Here is an 18,119-nt window from a genome sequence, read left to right as displayed (position 1 = left end):
GCATTTAACACCGAATTAGCTGCGAGCGATAAAATTAGAAATCGGGCATTTTTTCGCAATAAATCTACATTGACCCCGCCCAAGAACGGATACAAGCCCCCGACACTCAGTCAGGGTCGATCTCCAAATTTTAGACTCTAGTTCCTGCTCCCAGATTAATCTGTCGAGTAAATCTAAAATCTAAAATCTAAAATCTAAAATAGACTGACTGGAGACCAAAAAATGAACCCATTAAACAATCCTACACCCCTTCAACCAGAGGCTCAAGGCCGCCGACGAACACCGCCCCCGCCCCCGCCCTTGGCTGCAACTCCCGCGCCACCTCCACCTGCGCCGAGTGCGCCCCCCGCAGCCCAGCAGCAGCGGCCTGTCGAGACACCCGTCAGTACGATCGAACAAATGGTCAGAGATGCCCATAGCGCAGGAGCTTCCGACATTCACATCCGAGTCGGCCAAGTACCTCGATTTCGGATTCGGGGCGTGATGCAAGTAGCAACTAACCACCCCAAAGTAACCCCAGAAATTTTTGAAAATTACCTAGCCGAAATTCTCACCCCCGAACAGCGAAAACAATTTGCAACTACCAAGGAATTAGATTCAGCAATTTTTTACCCAGGCTTCGTGCGTTGTCGGCTAAACTGTTTTGATTCTCTCAGCGGCGGTGCCCTAGTATTGCGGTTGATTAGTTTGGAAATACCTACTATCGATTCCTTGAGGTTGCCAGAAGTTTTCAAAAATATCATTTTGCGATCGCAGGGATTAATATTGGTTACGGGGCCTACCGGTTCGGGGAAATCGACAACTGTAGCTGCGATGATCGACCACCTCAACCAGATGGAGCAAAAGCACGTAGTTACAATTGAAGACCCGATCGAATTCATTCACCCTTCTAAAAAATGCTTGGTCAGCCAGCGGGAAGTCGGCTTGCATACCCACGAGTTTCAGCAGGCTTTGCGGGCTGTTTTGCGGGAAGATCCAGATGTAATTCTGATCGGGGAAATGCGCGATCGCGTTACCATCAATACAGCGTTGCAAGCAGCTCAAACGGGTCACTTAGTATTGGGAACTCTCCACACTCGCAGCGCCATTAACGCTATTAACCGGTTGTTGAACCTCTACCCGCCCGAGGAACAACAGGCGATGCGGATTCAAATTTGCGATTCTTTAGTAGCAGTAATTGCCCAACTTTTGCTGCCAACAGTTGACAACCGTCGGGTAGCAGTTCACGATATTTTGGTGAATACACCTGCCATGCACGATTACTTGATGAAAGGTGCTGATGATGAAGCTTTCCGATTAATGGAGCATGATACTTACGAAGGAATGCAGATTATCAACCAGGGTCTTTACAAACTGGTGCTTGAAGGCAGAGTGACGATCGAAGAAGCCGCCAAAACTTCTCCCGAAGCCAGCGATTTAGACCGTCGCTTGCGGACAGGGGGCTATGATGTTGGGGACGCTCGTGGCTTTGAAGGCAGCAAAAAAGAACGCACCGTTCGCGCCTAATAGCAGCACACATACAGGGGTAGGCACTGCAGGACTACCCCACCCATCAAGTAACAAGATTTTTAGCAGGCGGAAATATTTGATTAAGGCTTTTGTGCGTATTTTTACTTAAAATAAAACTATATTTAGTACCCAAAAATACATTTTAATTAAAAAGTAAAATGCTATCATCAATAATGTCGAGTGTATTGTTAAGTTTTTTAAACGTAGACCCTACTTTACATAAACTTTAAAATTGCGTGAAAACTCGTAGGTTATTGCAAAGAAATAGTAAAGATATGTTCGGAGTATTGCCAACACTCAGCCATTTAAGTATATAGTTGTAGTGACAAATATTTGATAGAGAACATTCCGACTTTGCCGATATTTGCCGATCGCAGAAGTAAGCAGGTTACAAAAGGGCTTAATAAAACTACAAGCCCAGCCAATGGCGTGTTTTCCTAATTAAGTAGCTTTCCGTCGAAAAAATCCTAAAACCAAGCAGACTTTTAAAGATTCTGTCCCTCGAAAATTTGTTTAACAACGCGCTTATCAGCAACGGTATTTCTAGAATTTAAAGGAGCAAAAAAAGTGAAGAGTGCATTTAACCAAAGAGAAGTGTTTGAAGGTGTCAGCAAAGCGGAAATAATTGAGCGCATCCAGCAGCTAGTTCCGCCCGGTTCCCCGGAACCCCAAGATCCTGAAATCCTCGCGGCCTTAAAAACTCTCACAGCACAGCTAATCGCAGCCTATCAAGCCGACGGACAATTAGAAAGCGAACCTTTTAGCGACGTGCGCGGTCGCACTATTCACCTATACGCATCTGCAGTCACCAGCCAAATCAAAGGAAAAACCATCTTAATCACCGGAGGAGAAGGATGTGTCGGTCGTTTCTTAATCGCAAAACTCCTCGAATTAGGCGCAACTAAAATCATTTCCGCAGACAACGCCCGATGTCAAAACCCCGAAGAAAATCTCCCGCTTTTTACCAGAGAAGGTGCTGTAACTTTCTATGCCGTCGATATTCGCAACCTCGACGCGCTCAAACACATATTTGAGGTAGAAAAACCAGCAATTGTTTTTCACCTAGCAGCCCAGCGCCAACCCGGACTAGCTGAAATCAAAATCCGAGAAACAGTTACAACCAGCCTGTTAGGATGTAAACACGTCATTCAACTCTGCGAAGAATACGGTGTAGAACACTGCATCTTCTCTTCGACAGGCAAAACATCTCGATATTTTACAACCGAAGTTTACGCCGCCTCGAAGAAGTTTGCCGAATGGCAATTTGCCAAAGCAGCTCAAGAAGGAGGCGTCACTTACGGGATGGTTCGCTTTACTCATATGTTGGAAAATAGCTTGTTCTGCGAGCAAATGTCCAAAAAAGTAGAGCAAGGTAAAACTGTCAACGTTCACGCTCCCCACCGCTACGTAACTGCTCAAAATCTTTTTGAAGCCGTACATTTATTGCTGAATTCCCTGATTGTGTCCGTTCCCGGAAAACTGAAATTTGTTGCCGTAAGTAATCTCGGGTGGCCGACAGAAACTTTGGAAGTAGCTCTTTATAAAATTCTTGAATCAGGCAAAAATCTGCCGATTTATTTTCAAGGACTTTTGCCGGGATACGAAGAACCATTTTTCCTTGGACAGTTTGACTGGAAAAAACCTACAGACATTCACCTTTTAATTAATGTGTTGGAAGATCCTTTTAGAAGTATTAACGATACAGGCGACATGGTGCGTGTAGAATTAGCTCCTTTTTCTTTGCCTGTCTTAGATAAACAAGTGTCGAAGCTGGAAAGCTTAATCATCGATCCAGATTTCCCCGAAGTGCAAATCAAGCACGCTCTTGTAGCAGCGGAAAAAGAAGTGATTGCTTCCTCTTTTGCGTGGAGTGCCCCTGAAGACTTGTTGAAGATTTTGCAGTGGGGAATCAATCCCAAGAAATTGCAAGGTTACGGAACGGAAATCGCTGACTATAGCGAGATTATCCAACTCCTCCTGCAAGGAATCTGCGGCCGGCTTAACCAAGAAGTCTTGCACAGTGCTGGAGTTACTGCAGATGAGTTTGATGACTTAGTTGAGAGTCTTTCTACGCTGGATGTGATTCAAGCAGAAGTGGGATATTTGCGATCGATATCGAGATATCTCAGAGAATTTGCAGCCCCCGCACAGTTCACCACCAAAAAATCTGAACCTGTTGCTATGCCCGATGCAGCGTAGCTTGAACATAATTTTGAGTTGGGAGATTGTTTCCTGAGTAGCCACCCACAGGGGATGAATGAGTTATATCAATTCCGGTTGCAGGAGCGAAATGATTCTTGACTGTTGACTGTTGACTGTTGACAGGCTGGTCGAAAAACTAAATGGTTGAGTGTTAACTGTTGACTCGATTTTATGATTCCGATGCAACCGGATTTGATGTTAAACATCGACGAAGTGTTTAGTTGATTAAAAAAAATATAACACCCAGAAACCAGGTTTCTAAAAGAAACCTAGTTTCTCCAGTCTGGGCTTGTTTGATGTTTAATTAAATAGAGTGACTTAACATTGTCATAATAGACATGATATGATATCATATTCGATCGCACAACCGCAATCAAATTAATTTGTAGTGAGAACGATCGTCCTAGTAGTTTTAGGAAGACTTAAGTCCTCACAACAAAGGTGATAACGGTGATTTTTTGCAGGCATGGTAGGATGATACTTGAGATAGAGTGGCGCTGTGAGTTAACAAAGGTGCAATTAGATTAAATAAACTCAATGAATGCAACCAATAAAATTAAATTAAGGTACTATAATTGTGGAAATTAATCAGCTACTCTTCCTATTGATAGATGTTGTGCTATTGGCGATCGCCCTGATCCTTCTCATTCCCGTTACAGTTCTATTTCTAGAATGCAGTGCAGCTTTCTTCTCCGGCTTCGACCCCACAGCGGAAACTAAAGCACCCCGCCCCAAAGTAGCAGTTTTAATTCCCGCTTACAACGAAGCAGCAGGAATTGCCGCCACCATCTCCACCATATTGCCACAGCTAACACCTCAAGACCGCCTGTTAGTGATTGCTGACAACTGCACGGACGCCACGGCAGAAATCGCCCGTAACTGCGGTGCAAGTGCGATCGAGCGCCAAGACACACAACGCAAGGGCAAAGGATACGCACTGGATTTTGGCTTGCAGTCGATCGAATCCGACCCCCCCGAAGTAGTCATCATGGTTGACGCAGACTGCATCTGTCAGCCAGACTCTATAGAAAAATTAGCCAGGGTTGCAGTTGCTGAACAAAGACCCGTGCAAGCAACTTATCTCATGGAACAGCCACCAAATCCTACTCCTAAAGATTCCATTTCTGCTTTAGCTTTTCTTGTGAAAAACTTAGTTCGTCCCAGCGGATTAAAAAAGTTAGGATTCCCATCATTACTAACAGGTACTGGCATGGCTTTTCCCTGGTCGATAATTCGATCAGTTTCCCTAGCTAGCAGCAATATTGTTGAAGATATGCAGATGAGTTTGGATTTGGCGATCGCCGGACACCCAACAGTATTCTGCCCCGAAGCCAACGTCACCGGGTGTTTGCCACAGCAGCAGCAAGCAGCTAAAAGTCAAAGAACCAGGTGGGAACACGGTCACATACAGACATTGTTAACTCAAACTCCCCGGCTGACTGCAGCTTCAGTCGAGCAAAAACGTTTTGACTTATTGGCGATCGCCCTCGACTTATCCGTCCCTCCCCTATCGCTTTTAGTCGCTATTTGGCTAGCCGCTTTTGCCGCCTCATTAATAGCAGCAATTTTGGGGACATCCCCAATTCCAGCCGTCTTGTTAGGACTACAAGGATTGCTGATTTTAGTTTCCATTGTCGGCGCTTGGGCAAAATTCGGGAGGGCGGATATTTCCGGTTCCACTTTGTTATCTGTACCTTTTTACATCCTGTGGAAAATCCCTTTGTATCTGGGTTTTCTCCTCAAGCGGCAAACTAAATGGGTACGGACAGAACGCGATGTTTAGTATTTGTAGAGTGAGTTATTCAGGTACTTGACGCAACTCTACAATCTCGTTTCTGCAGCATATTTAATAAACGGGTGCGGACAAAACGCCATGTTTAATCGTAACTCCCCGCAGGGGGTAAGTTCCGATTAAGGAACGCCCAAAGTAAAAACACAAAATAAAAAGAAAAAATCTGAAGCTGGAAAATTCCAACTTCAGACTTTTACTAACTCCCCGGGTAGGATTTGAACCTACGACCAATCGGTTACACTTATCCCAACGTTTCCGAAGGGGGCGGACTATTTCATCATCCCTACAAATCAAGTTTGTGATCTGTCGTCGGATGTCGGGCGCTATGAGATTTATTGGTTAGGCTCCTCATCTCTAGTCTCTGCACCTTTCTGGCTACTTGTGGTTTAAACCACGGCCTTTCGCCAGACTTGGCTCAAGATTGCCGCCACCCGAAGTGCTGCGGTTTCCTTGAATTCACCCGATTTTTCAGTACCCGTTACCGGATAGAGCTGCTATGTCACTAGGGCTTTTGGTTGATGCCAAAGGCTTGCATTCATTACAGCCGACCGCTCTGCCACTGAGCTACCGAGGATTGGGGGTTTTTGTTACCCACATTTACTAACAATAGCTGAACTTACTCGATTTGGCAAGGCCTTTGAGAAACTTTTTTTTTATCAGACAGCGAGCGGGTTTCAGCAGCTAATGCAGCCCCATTCTCAACTTGGCGAGGCGCTGCTGGGATTCTGGATCGAGGGAACTGGCAAGAAAGCGACTGGAATTTTGCTTGCGGGATTTGTGTCGGCGCTCGCTGCGGCGGGCGGTGGATTCTACGTCAGCCGCTAGTTGTTCGGCGGACATCCATTCGGCACCGTAGCCGACTACGGTCAATTGCTGCGCTCGGTCTGAGGTGGCGACAATCATGCGGCCTTTGCCTTTGACCGATCGCAACTCGTAGCGCAAACTAGCACAAGATTTTTCAATATAGGTATCTGCTGTCTGACCGAAGTCAGTGTAGTGCACTGATAAATTTTTAGTAATAATTTCTTTAACGCCGGGAGTATCTCGATAGTGCGCGTCAAACACCAGCCTGGCCTCAAAATCTTGAACGGCGCTGTAGTTAACTAAAACCTCTATTAACTCGCGGCGAGCGGTTTCGAGTTCATCGCGATCGCGCTTCTCTCGGAGTCGAGGCCAAAGTCCAATTATGTTATAGCCGTCTACAAGTAAAACTGCTTGTGATACATAGGGTGACATGGTTCAAGGCTGAAGAGCTCCAGCACGTATAGGACATTATTTGCATTGTTCATCAAAGCTTTTGTTCAATAATATTACCTATTGATGTGTAATTGCTAGGTTACATCGCAATAATTAAACCCCCCAGACCCAGCTTTACCTGAGTTTTGGGGGGTTAGATTAACGGATAAATTTTCCAGTTTATTCGGCCGATTCCAGCGATACGGGCGATGGCTTACGCCCCGCTTCCCTACGTACAACTGTCGGCAGGGATATTTTCTCAACAGCAGGAGTACAACCGAGCCACTGCACCGACAACTCGGCGAACTGCTGCGGGGGGCCGCTCACGCAAAAACGAGTCGGTAGCGCAGTACCAGGATTCCGCAGCCCCAAAAGCTCCAATTCTCTGGCTGCAGCAGCCACCACCCGTACCGCAGGATCGATCAATGTCACCCCAGCAGGCAAAAGCGAGCGAAGCACAGGAGCCAACAGCGGATAATGAGTGCAGCCGTAAATCAGCGTATCGATGCGCTGCTGAATCAAAGGAGCCAAATATTCCCGCGCCACCTCACAAGTATAAGGGTCGTGAATCCGGTTTTGCTCCACCAGCGGCACAAAAGCCGGACAGCTAACCTGCCAAACTAGGCAAGAATCGTCCATCTCCAAAATCGCATTTCGATAAGCATTGCTAGCAGCCGTAGCAGGAGTTGCGATGACCCCGATCCGCTTGCCTTGCTGCACCGCAGCCTGCGCCCCCGGCAGAATTACTCCCAGCACCGGGATATCAAATTCAGCCTGCACCATCTCTATCGCCAAAGCAGAACTGGTGTTGCAGGCCATAATGACCATTTTCACATCCTGTTCCACCAACCACGCCATAATTTCGCGGACAAACTCCACAATTTCCGACGGCGTGCGAGTGCCGTAAGGCAGCCGCGCCGTATCTCCAAAATAAAGTATCGATTCGTTGGGCAATTGTCGGTACAACTGGGTCAAAACAGTCAAACCGCCCACGCCGCTGTCAAAAATACCGATTCTTTGTTGTCCAGAGTCTGTTGTCATTTGTTAATAGTTAGTTATCTGTTGGCAGTTGGCAGTTGGCAGTTGGCAGTTGTCAGTTGTCATTTGTTAATCGTTTGCGGTGGCTAATAACAGATAACCAATAAGATTAATCAACAGTCAACAGTCAACAGTCAACACCCCACTGCCTATTATCTTTGTTGAAGATAAAACAAAATGCCGCGAGCGATCGAAGCCGCCATTTGACTGCGGTAAGCTGGGTCAGAAAGCCTAGCAGCATCCTCAGCACCCGTCACAAAACCCACCTCCAGCAAAACAGAAGGCATAGAAGTCTTCCTCAAAACATAAAATCGCGCCTGCCGCACCCGGCGGTCAGGCGCCCCCGTGCCCTCCAAAATACTGGCGTGAATCACCCTCGCCAAATCTTGGCCGTTATTGAAATAATAAGTCTCAATCCCACTGATATCCGGCCGACTCATATTAATCGCATTCGCGTGAATGCTGACAAACAAAGTAGCATTCACTCGTTCCGCCAAAGAAACTCTGGGTTCCAGGTCGATTTCCCTGTCATCAGTCCGAGTCATCACCGCCTGCACGCCTTGCTGTTCCAGCAGCCTCGCCACCTGAAGCGAGATATCCAAAACAATCTCCTTCTCCTGAATGCCCTGAATCCCGACTGCCCCCGGATCGCGGCCACCGTGACCAGGATCGATCACTATTACGGCGCGGCGGTTTGAAGCTTGGGGCAACTCATCGGTTCCGAAAGTCCTTCTCGGCAAAGGTTGCTGCTGGCTGGGAGTGCGAGTGAAAGGCTGCTGCGCGCTAGCATTCGATCGCAACTGCAAAGACAGCAACTGCGGGTTTGGTCTCGTCACCCTACCTACCTCTACCCCCGATCGCGGCTGCACCCAAATCACCACAGTCTCCGCATCTTCTTGGCTGGCTGTAAACGATACAGGACTGTTGGCATCGAGCTGAGGAATTTCCCCCGTTAGGACACCAGAAGCGATCCTGATCCAGTAAGATCTCGACCCCTGGTCCCAGCCGCTGGTATAGGAGACTTGGCGGTCAGTTCTCACCACCAGTTGCGTGCCGTTACTGGCTAAATCAATTGACTGAACTCTCGCTAAATTTCCTTGAGCTTGTCTAGCCGGAGGATCTACAGTCAGGCGGCGGGGAACAGAGGGCTGTCGTACTACACTTCCAGGCAATAGCACAACCCCGCCCAAATTGCTCACTGACGCCCGCCACTGAGTATTAGGACTCTTCATCCGCAAAGTCACGCGGGTAACGGGCGGGTCTGTTGGCAGTTGCCGGACTTCAATCTTGTCAACCCCGTGCTGACCGTTAGTTTGAGGCTGTTGGCTGCTTAGGCTTGGAGCTAAACTCGCTCCTTCAATATCGAGGGTGGCAATGTCCCCAGCCCGACTTTGTTGAAAATTAATTTGGGGGCGACCGCCCTCCGTGCGGACTAAAAAACCGTCCGCCGTCACCTGAACGTTCTGAACTACAGTCGCCTCGGCCGACTGGGCTTGGGGTGCTGAAGATTCAACCGATAACCTTTCTCCCCCCGGCTCTGAAATCGGATTTTGAGTTTCTCCCCGCACCGGCGTTGGCAAATCCACTGTCCACTCGCTCGGAGAAATCCCCCGGAATTTTACTTGCTGAGGGTCTATAGTAAACCCGTCTCTGATCTCGACCACAATTCTGGTCGTATCGTTGTCAAACTGCCCTACCCGCACCGATTCGATCGCCCCTGAGAGCGGTCTGCTGACCGATGGACGACCCAGACTCGTCCCCGGCAAGTCGATTACCAACCGCATCGGGTTGAAAATCAGTTGAGCCTTGGGTTGTACTCCCCCGTCTGTTGTAATGTAAAGCCGGTTCTCTGAAGCATCAAACCGCCAAGATTGCAGTCTAGCTGCTTCGGCGGCTCCGGCGAGCAAAAATACACTTAAGAAACTCGGTAGTAGCCAGTGGAATTTCACGACAGTTTTTTCCTCGTTTGCGTTACTGCCAAAAGCTGGAAGGGCGCTGCTTGCCCTCAGAGGCTTTCAGCAGTTAGCCGCCAGCAGACCGGGGGCACGGGAGCCCTCAGTTGTTGGCTAAATTGACTTTTTTATGCGTTAACAGGCTCCCAAATGCCAGATACGGGCATTTTTGAACTTTCCCGTATACTTGGGGGCGATCGGTTATAAGCAGACTGAAAGATTGTTGGCACAAGGGAAGGTATTTATTTTTAGGAGCAAGAAACAAGGTGTTTCTTGAAGCTAGAAGGTACAAGTTAGAAGGTAGAATTTTACCGTTCTTCCAGGGAGGGGTTTCATCGCTCTTTAATGTTGGCGAAGCTCGTTACGGCAAGGGTTATAATCCGCTTTACACTTGCGTTTTGTTCTAACTTTTCCTAAACTACCTCAATAACTTAACAACTTACCTCGGTAACAATCCGGATTTCCAAGATTGAGGTAACTTTTCAAGGTCACCAAATGTTAGTCCCTGACAAACTGACATATTTTTTGGAAAAAGCTTTTTTGCTACTTTTTTGCTAAGAGATTGACAGTTAAATACAACTACATATCGCCCCTGCTCTCTTTTTTTCTGGATTTTTTTAATCAGTGGCTTTCGGTGCTGCTTGACACTTAGTGGGGCGATCTTAATCGCGCCCGCCAATTTTACACTATGATAGCTAGTCCATGTTTTCAGCAGTAACGGGAGAGTTTTGTGTGTTACTTGGGTCGGCAATGCTTTGTACTTTCGACTCTTTTTGAGTGAACGATCGACACCCAGAGCATTGGTTGGTTGACCTGAGAAAAAGTTTTGACCGTAGATATAATAGTTATTGCAGTTGTAAAGTTTGTTGGACAGCAAAGACAATCGATCGGCTTCTGGGTAAAACCTGTGATTTGGTTTAATGACTTGCCTTTCGACTAACTGCATAACTTGGATGTGTACTACCAGTTAGAGAAGATACACTATCTTGGTGATTGTGTCAATCTCTGACCGAAAGCATCCAGGATACAAGCCCCCGGATTCATTCCAACGCACAGACTCAGGACCGGTGAAATAAAAAACCTGTATCCGATAAAGAAGCTCTCGAATTGATCCGTGGGGTCAATGCTTCAATTCTCAAATCTAAAATCTAAAATCTAAAATCGATTGACCTTCTAAAAAAATGGCAATCAATAACAGTAGATACATGACATCACAGAAAGACGGAGACTTACTTTCCTGCAGGAGTCGTCCACAGCAAACAAGTGGTTTAGGTTAGCTCAAGCCTGTAGATAGCCGCTGGGGAGTCAATCTCGAAGATCAAATCGACTGACTCTCAAGATAGGGAAGTTTTGTACTATAGCAAATGCCCTGACGGTGAGGACCTTCTTAATTTGTGAAACCTAAGCGGTCGATTGCGCCTTCTTGCAGGACTTCTTTTTACCCGCTTTGCTTCGCCCCTAGAGCTTTCAACATCTGCTATACAATACCCCCCCGTGCGATCGAGTTCTAGCAAATTTATTTTTGAGCGGGATCGATAGCTGCAAGTTATTTTTTCCCTTAGTAATCCACGGGCCGATGTCTAATCAACAGTGCTGCAATTCGCTCTCGCCCATAGGTGCAAAATTCCGGCTCATCCAGTTCAAAATTGCTTGATTTACTTGTTCCGGGCATTCATCCTGGGGACAGTGGCCGGCATTGTCTAATTCTACTAGCTCTACATAATTGGGATTGCATTCGACAAATTGGTGGGGTCGGGCGAACCGAGGGGGAATCATCCGGTCTTGTTTGCCCCAAATTAACAGCATGGGGATTGTTAAATTTCGCATCACAATCTTGACACTGGGGCAAAATTGTGAGCTGCCTACAGCTTTAAATAAAGCGCAGAAGGCGCGGGCGGCTCCCCGATCGCCCGCTGGTCCTGCTAGAATTTCCACTAATTCGTCGGTAACAGCTTCGGGGTTGGAGTAGGCAAAGCCAATCCAGCGACGGACAAAGGAAGGCTTGCGGGCTAAATAAAACAGAGGCCTGAGTACGATCGGAGAAACAAACAAACTTTCAACCGCTTCGATCGCCGGAAGCAGCCATCCAGGAACCGCCTCGGCTCGCACAGAGGGGTCTGGAAGGCTAATCATTACCGTGCCGGCCACCATGTCCGGGTGAGCTGCGGCGACGGCCAGACAAATCAGTGAGCCGATCGAGTTTCCTGCCAATATTACTGGCTCTCTGATAAAAGTTAGCCAAAAATCATAAACTTGATCGACCCACAAAGACACAGAGTAGTCGATCGGAGCTTTTTGGGAAGCGCCAAACCCTAACAAATCCAAGGCATAAACGGTTTGGTTTTCGGCGAGTTGGGCGAGATTTTGTCGCCAGTGACCGATCGAAGCTCCAAACCCGTGCAGTAAAATAATCGGCGTTCCCGATGCGTGCTGGGCAATTGCCGGGGCCGCAGAATCTTGAGATTTGAGCGCGCCTTGATTTCGCCCCAAAGTCGGCCGCAAATAAGTGTAGCGAGTTTGCCAACCCCGCCACATCCAGTCTCGTTGAGTTCCCACCCGTTGGTGCCACAGCAGAGAATTTGTCAATTTTGCCTCAGCTCGCAACATAAATTTACACTTGCTTATACCTATTCTACAAGGCAAATCAGGCGACTTGGGGGACTTGTCCGACCGGGCGAGATGGGCGAGGAAAAGCGACTTTAGCTCATCCTTAAGCTTTTACCCTGAATTTGTGACGGTTTTGTCGTCAATCGGGCAAGGGGGCGGACGATCGTGTGTGAAGTTAAAATAAAACTAGGCAGAAACTCAGCCAGACTGAGTAGAATAGCAAGTATTGTAAGAATTCATTTACGATCGTCCAAATATTCCCCAAGGCTTTAGCGCAGGGGACACAGGGCGCGGTAGTACGTCCGGTAAGGGTAACACCTTATAAAACAGTTTGATCGTCAATCGTGAAAAATTGACCAATCAAACCTGTAACTATCAAAAAGCTTCGCTATTAAACTACTGCTTGTAAAACCATTCATGCCTGTGATTGAAAGAAGACAAAATCGCAACCTACCCCAGATCAACGAAAATATTCGATACCCCAAAATCCGGGTAATCGATACCGACGGCGCGCAACTAGGGATATTGACGCCTGCAGAAGCGCTGCGCCTGGCAGAAGAAAAAGAACTCGATCTCGTACTTGTCAGCGACAAAGCTGACCCGCCCGTATGCCGGGTAATGGACTATGGGAAGTACAAATTTGAGCAGGAAAAGAAAGCGCGAGAAGCAAAGCGGAAGCAGCACACTGCCGATGTTAAAGAAGTGAAGATGCGCTACAAAATTGAAGAACACGACTACCAAGTGCGCCTCAAACTAGCAGACCGCTTTATCAAATCTGGGGACAAAGTAAAAGCCACGATCATGTTCAGAGGTCGGGAAATCCAACACAGCAACCTAGCAGAGGACTTGCTTAAGCGCATGGCCACAGATTTGCAGGAAATCGCAGAAGTGCAGCAAGCGCCGAAAAAAGAAGGACGCAGTATGATGATGCTGCTGTCGCCGAAAAAAGTATAAATAGATAGTCATTAGTGAGCAGTCATCAGTCATAAACTGGTGACTGATAGCTGATGACTTCCGAAGTTAGTCAGGAATAAGCTACCACACAGGGAAATCAACGCTGCATGGAAAATTTTCAAATCAGCGGTTCGGCGGGAGTAAGACAAGGAGTGCTACGATCGCTCAACCTGCGATCGGAAGAAGTAGAGCGAACCGTACTCATGTTCCTCGTCTACACTCTAACCTCTGTCGGGCTGATCTGGCTGGAACTCAGCACAGTAGGTCTGTTTTTAGACGAGTACGGTGCCGACAAAATGCCTTTTATCTACATAGCCAGTGCCTTTATCGGTTCTGGCTTGGGATTTGTCTACTCGTGGCTGCAAAAAATCCTGCCGCTGAGGCGCACCGTCGTAGTGGTTCTGGGCATGATGTCGGTACCGCTATTTTTGTTTCGATTCGGCATCGGCTACGAAAATACTAAGATAGCTGGCATCAGCATCGCTTTTATTACTATTTTTTTGATGTGGCTATGGGTGGAAGCTTGCTATGTCCTCAATGACCTTAATACTTCTATCACTTCCAACCAACTGTTTAATATTAGAGAAATCAAGCGCACCTATCCGTTAGTCAGTAGCGGCTATCTAGTAGCTGGAGTAGTCAGCGGATTTTCTCTGCCTGTTTTGCTGTACGTAGTCGGACTCAAAAACGTTACCCTCATATCGGGGCTGATGGTGGCAACAGGCTCGGTGTTGCTCTACTACCTCACGGAAAAATACAGCCAAGCATTCCCGGAAACTGCTCACTGGACGGATGACGACGAAGACGACGACCAAGAAGAATTTACCGCCCGCAAAGTTACAGGCCCACTTCAAAAATACGCCGTACCTCTAGTCAGTTTCTTCATCCTCGCAGAAGTCGTCTATGTGCTGGTAGATTTCCAATTCTACAGCCAGCTAGAATACCAAAACCCGGGGGACGGAGCTAGCTGGATCGCTAGCTTCCTGGGCATTTATGAAGGCATACAAGGCCTCTTTCAAGTGGCGACTCAGTGGTTCGCTTCGAGCCGCTTGGTGGAAAGAATCGGTGTATTCGTGACCGCGATGATTTTGCCGGCGGGCATCGCTATACTAGGGGTGCTGACCATAGGAGCATCTCTGGGTCAGCTAGTATCTGTGTTTATCGGGCTAATATTGCTGAGATTTTTAGACGAACTGCTGCACTACACGCTTTTGGAAACCGTTAGCCCGGTTTTATTTCAACCGATTCCCGACAATATTCGATCGGGCATTCAAACTCTGGTCAACGGTGTGGGCGAACCTTTGTCCTGCGGAGCTACAGGAGTAGGCATCCTGATTATGCTGTGGGTGACAGGCAAGATACTCCCCCAGCAAGACGAAAATGTATTTCACGACCAGCAAAGCTTGATATTTATTGGCGTGATCGTCATATTGGCACTGTTGTGGGTATTTGTCGTATGGTTGATCCGCTCTCAATACGTGGGTTTGTTGGTCAAAAGTGCGGAGCGGGGGCGCTTGGGAGTCACAGACGTTGACCTCAAAGCTCTCAAACGCGCAGTGGTGGAAACTCTACAAAAGCCGGGGGGCGAAGATGAAAAGCGCTCTTGCATAGAACTCCTGACGCAAATTGATCCCAAAAATGTCGGAGAAGTTCTGGCTCCCCTCCTCGATTCGCTGTCCCCAGGTTTGCAGCGCCAGAGCTTGGAAACGATGCTGCAACACCCGAACCCCGCATATTTAGAATCAGTCCGCGCACTCTCGCAGCAATCCTTGCCACCGGAGGTTCTGGCCTTGGCTTTGCGCTACATCTGGCTGACGGAAGCTGAACCGAATATTGAGAGCTTGAGGCCTTACTTGCAGCCGACGGTCGATCCGGTGGTGCGGGGGACGGCGGCTGCTTTAATTATGAGAAGGGGCGATCGCCTGCAAAAGGCAGAGGCTACTAACACGCTGCGGCAAATGCTGACACACAAGCAAGAGCGGGAACGTGTTATGGGGACGCGGGCTCTGGGAGAAGCTGATTATTTGCAAGGACTGCGGCTGCATATCCCGAATCTGTTGCAAGATGAGTCTCTGCGAGTGCGCTGCGCTCTGTTAGACGTGATTTCGTCTACTCATTCGGAAGAATATTATCCTTCGCTGCTGCGCGGACTTGGTTACAAGTCGACTAGGGAAGCGGCTTTGCAGGCTATAGTCAAACTTCACAACGATGCCATTCCTTTGCTCGTGTATTTGGCTGAGGATATCCACAAGTCGGATTTGGTCAGGTTGCAAGCTTGGACGGCTCTGGGTCAAATTGGGACAAATGAGGCGATCGACATTTTGGTCAGCAATTTGATGACGGCTTGGGGAACGACGAGGCGCAATATCCTCCGCATCCTGTTGAAAATGCCTTCGGAAGCTGGGATAGAAGGGGTTCTAGACCGCATCGGCCGTAGCGGCTTGGAAACTCTTATCGAACAGGAGTTAATGTTTATCGGTCAAATTTATGCAGGTCTGGTAGATTTGTCTGGGGTAACAAGCTACGGCCATTTCTCAGAGCGAGAGGCCAACAGCGCTCGGAAACCTGGGAACGATACGGCTCAATTGTTGCAGCGGGCTCTGGCTGGGTTGGAAGCTGATGCTAGGGACCGGTGTTTTTTGCTGATGAAGTTTCTTTATCCGCTGGACACGGTACAAGCCGCTGCTTTCAACATCGCTTCTGGCCAACCTTCTTTGGTTGCTAGGGGATTGGAAATTCTCGATAATACTGTGGATATAGCTAGGAAGCGATCGCTCATCAATTTGTTAGACCAACACTCGGAAAGAGAAAAATTGAGCAACCTCTCGGAATTGATGGTTTACAAACCTCTAGCCCCTAGCGATCGTTTGCGCCGCTTGCTAGAATTGCGCCACTTCCTTTCGGATTGGGCCTTGGCCTGCTGCTTTCACTTGGCGAGGGAAGCGCGCTGGAGTCTTACGGCTCAACAAACTCTCGTCTGTCTGCAGCACCCGACGGGTTTTGTCCGCGAAGCAGTGTTAGCCTATTTGAAAATAGCCTCGCCCCGGGCTTTGGTCGAATTGTTGCCCAGGCTGCAAAATGACCCCGATAATTTGGTATCCGCTCAAGTTGAAGAGATGATGGCAGAGTTGGGTGCTGGGGGAAAAAGGTAAAGAAGGAAGAAGGAAGTTCGGCAACGGATTCGCTCGACGGATGTAACGGATGTAACGGATGTCGGGAAGAGGGAAGAGGGAAGAGGGAACAAAAAGAAACTATGCCCAATGCCCAATGCCCAATGCCCAATGCCCAATGCCCAATGCCCAATGCCCAATGCCTCTTCCTCTTCCTTTGTTTAAGTTTAAATTAATCATTGCATCTCATTATGTTAACAAGCGTCGAACGCCTATTGTTTGTGAGGGAGGTTCCGATTTTTAAGGAACTGCGGGATGATTTTCTCGTGCGTCTAGCATCGGTAATGGATGAACTTTCGTTTCCTTCCAAGCACAGGATTTTTACGGAAGGACAAGAAGGGCGGTCTCTCTATATTTTGGTATCGGGAACGGTGCGCGTGCATATAGGCGATCGGGATTTGGCACAGTTGAAAGCAGGGGCTTGTTTCGGAGAAATGTCGCTGTTTGATGCGGAACCTCGATCGGCTTCTATTTCTACTCTTGAACAATCCGAGTGTTTGATGCTGACTCAAATGCAGCTTTATGATGCGATTGATGAAACGCCGGGAATTGCGGTGAATATTATTCGCTTGCTGTCGCGCCGGATTCGGGAGTTGAATCAAAAGTTGAATGCTAAAGAAGCCATGATTCCTCCTACAGAGACTGTGAGAGTTCCTGAAATGCGATGAAATTGGGGAATTGAGAATTGTGTTTTTAGTCGATCGGTAATTCTGCACAATTTATATTCTGTAAGGTGGCAATAGCGCACAATTTCTCTTGCTAGTGTCCGCTATTGCCGCCTTACGAATAGCCAGGGTAAACGCATCTAAATTAATTTGATAACAAGGTGAATTTGTGCATAACTAAATAGGGCTTGCTGAATAATTGATCGCTTTTTGCCGATGGGGACTGATTGATTGTTCAACCAGAGTTAAAGATGAGTTTTTTCAGCCTTATTTTGAGTAAAATATAAGCGCAAATTATGTTAAGCCCAAAAACAGGGATTGTTTTCCCCGAACCGCATACAAACATACAAAAAACCCGGCGCCACCAGGTAGAAAGGTTCATTACTAATAAAGTGATAGTGATAGCAATAGCTGTAATAGAGGTATTCTCAAGTTTTGTCATTACCAGATTCAGGTTAAATCTTCGTTTACGCAAGCCCCAAATTTTCTTTCAATTGCCTGACGAATCCTCTCCTCTTCCTTTGTTTGCTTCTTTTTTTCTTTACTCACATTGGCTGGAGGTCTTTCTAGAGGTGGTTCACTGATTCTAATTCCTTTTTCTTTACACCAAGCTCGGTTTTCTCGCTTTACGTACGATAAATCCGCTCTGTATGAACGGACTCACCGATAATATCCTGTGAAGCTATAATAAGCTTCTACTGAGGTTTTCAAGTCTCCTGATTCCTTAAAATTATCCCAGCTCATCCGGTATAAAAATACATATCCTTCAAATTAAGATTGAATTTAATCGCTGGTATTTATAATTATGAACTTTCTTTAAAGACTAAATTAGATATCGCCTGAGACTTTCGCAACAGGTCTAATAATATTCTCATCAAAAAAAATGTAACTATAGACAAGCACCAAACCCGAATCTTTAAGTAGTTAGACAGAATTAATTACACCAATACATAGTATAATGATATTTCCGGCAAAATTATGAGTTAATTACAGT

General features: G+C 47.2%; 11 protein-coding genes and 1 pseudogene. 6 read left to right on the top strand and 6 right to left on the bottom strand.

Annotated elements, in window-relative coordinates:
* Positions 1–222: 222 nt before the first annotated feature.
* From Q5691_RS18955 to Q5691_RS18945, 3 genes are all read left to right on the top strand, one after another.
* Positions 223–1,506, top strand: a complete 1,284-nt coding sequence (locus Q5691_RS18955) for a PilT/PilU family type 4a pilus ATPase (protein ID WP_333215134.1) — start codon at positions 223–225, stop codon at positions 1,504–1,506.
* Positions 1,507–2,076: 570 nt separating this feature from the next.
* On the top strand, positions 2,077–3,708 hold the full coding sequence (locus Q5691_RS18950; protein ID WP_333346323.1) for a polysaccharide biosynthesis protein: 1,632 nt from the start codon (positions 2,077–2,079) through the stop codon (positions 3,706–3,708).
* 580 nt (positions 3,709–4,288) lie between these two features.
* Positions 4,289–5,494, top strand: a complete 1,206-nt coding sequence (locus tag Q5691_RS18945; RefSeq protein ID WP_333215138.1) for a glycosyltransferase — start codon at positions 4,289–4,291, stop codon at positions 5,492–5,494.
* Between the two features lie 690 nt (positions 5,495–6,184).
* Here the strand turns inward: Q5691_RS18945 and Q5691_RS18940 are convergent.
* The 5 genes from Q5691_RS18940 to Q5691_RS18920 form a co-directional block, all read right to left on the bottom strand.
* Entirely contained in the window at positions 6,185–6,739 is a 555-nt protein-coding gene (locus tag Q5691_RS18940) for an NYN domain-containing protein (RefSeq protein ID WP_006635267.1), read from the bottom strand.
* A gap of 180 nt (positions 6,740–6,919) precedes the next feature.
* A complete protein-coding gene (gene murI, locus Q5691_RS18935) occupies positions 6,920–7,780 on the bottom strand; it encodes a glutamate racemase (protein ID WP_333346320.1) in 861 nt (286 codons plus the stop codon).
* A 149-nt stretch (positions 7,781–7,929) separates the two neighbouring features.
* Entirely contained in the window at positions 7,930–9,726 is a 1,797-nt protein-coding gene (locus Q5691_RS18930; protein ID WP_333215142.1) for an N-acetylmuramoyl-L-alanine amidase, read from the bottom strand.
* Positions 9,727–10,168: 442 nt separating this feature from the next.
* Positions 10,169–10,612 carry a hypothetical protein gene (locus tag Q5691_RS18925; RefSeq protein ID WP_333215144.1) on the bottom strand — a complete coding sequence of 148 codons (444 nt, stop codon included), beginning with the start codon at positions 10,610–10,612 and terminating at the stop codon, positions 10,169–10,171.
* Positions 10,613–11,313: 701 nt separating this feature from the next.
* Positions 11,314–12,336 carry an alpha/beta fold hydrolase gene (locus tag Q5691_RS18920; protein WP_333311039.1) on the bottom strand — a complete coding sequence of 341 codons (1,023 nt, stop codon included), beginning with the start codon at positions 12,334–12,336 and terminating at the stop codon, positions 11,314–11,316.
* Between the two features lie 417 nt (positions 12,337–12,753).
* On the opposite strand from Q5691_RS18920, the gene infC reads away from it, so the two are divergent.
* The 3 genes from infC to Q5691_RS18905 all read left to right on the top strand — a co-directional run bounded on the left by infC (position 12,754) and on the right by Q5691_RS18905 (position 17,128).
* Positions 12,754–13,290 (top strand): translation initiation factor IF-3, encoded by a 537-nt coding sequence (infC, locus tag Q5691_RS18915; RefSeq protein ID WP_006635262.1) that lies wholly within the window; start codon positions 12,754–12,756, stop codon positions 13,288–13,290.
* 107 nt (positions 13,291–13,397) lie between these two features.
* Positions 13,398–16,442, top strand: coding sequence for a HEAT repeat domain-containing protein (locus Q5691_RS18910; protein ID WP_333215147.1), 3,045 nt, complete (start codon positions 13,398–13,400; stop codon positions 16,440–16,442).
* Positions 16,443–16,651: 209 nt separating this feature from the next.
* Entirely contained in the window at positions 16,652–17,128 is a 477-nt protein-coding gene (locus tag Q5691_RS18905; RefSeq protein WP_333215150.1) for a cyclic nucleotide-binding domain-containing protein, read from the top strand.
* Between the two features lie 232 nt (positions 17,129–17,360).
* On the opposite strand, the pseudogene Q5691_RS18900 reads toward Q5691_RS18905, so the two are convergent.
* Positions 17,361–17,893 (bottom strand): annotated as a pseudogene (locus Q5691_RS18900) (transposase); the annotation flags it as partial.
* Positions 17,894–18,119: the final 226 nt, after the last annotated feature.

Origin of the sequence: Microcoleus sp. w1-18aA5, from assembly GCF_036701705.1 — a bacterium.
Classification (GTDB): Bacteria; Cyanobacteriota; Cyanobacteriia; order Cyanobacteriales; family Microcoleaceae; genus Microcoleus.
This window is presented reverse-complemented; position numbering and strand designations above follow the sequence as displayed.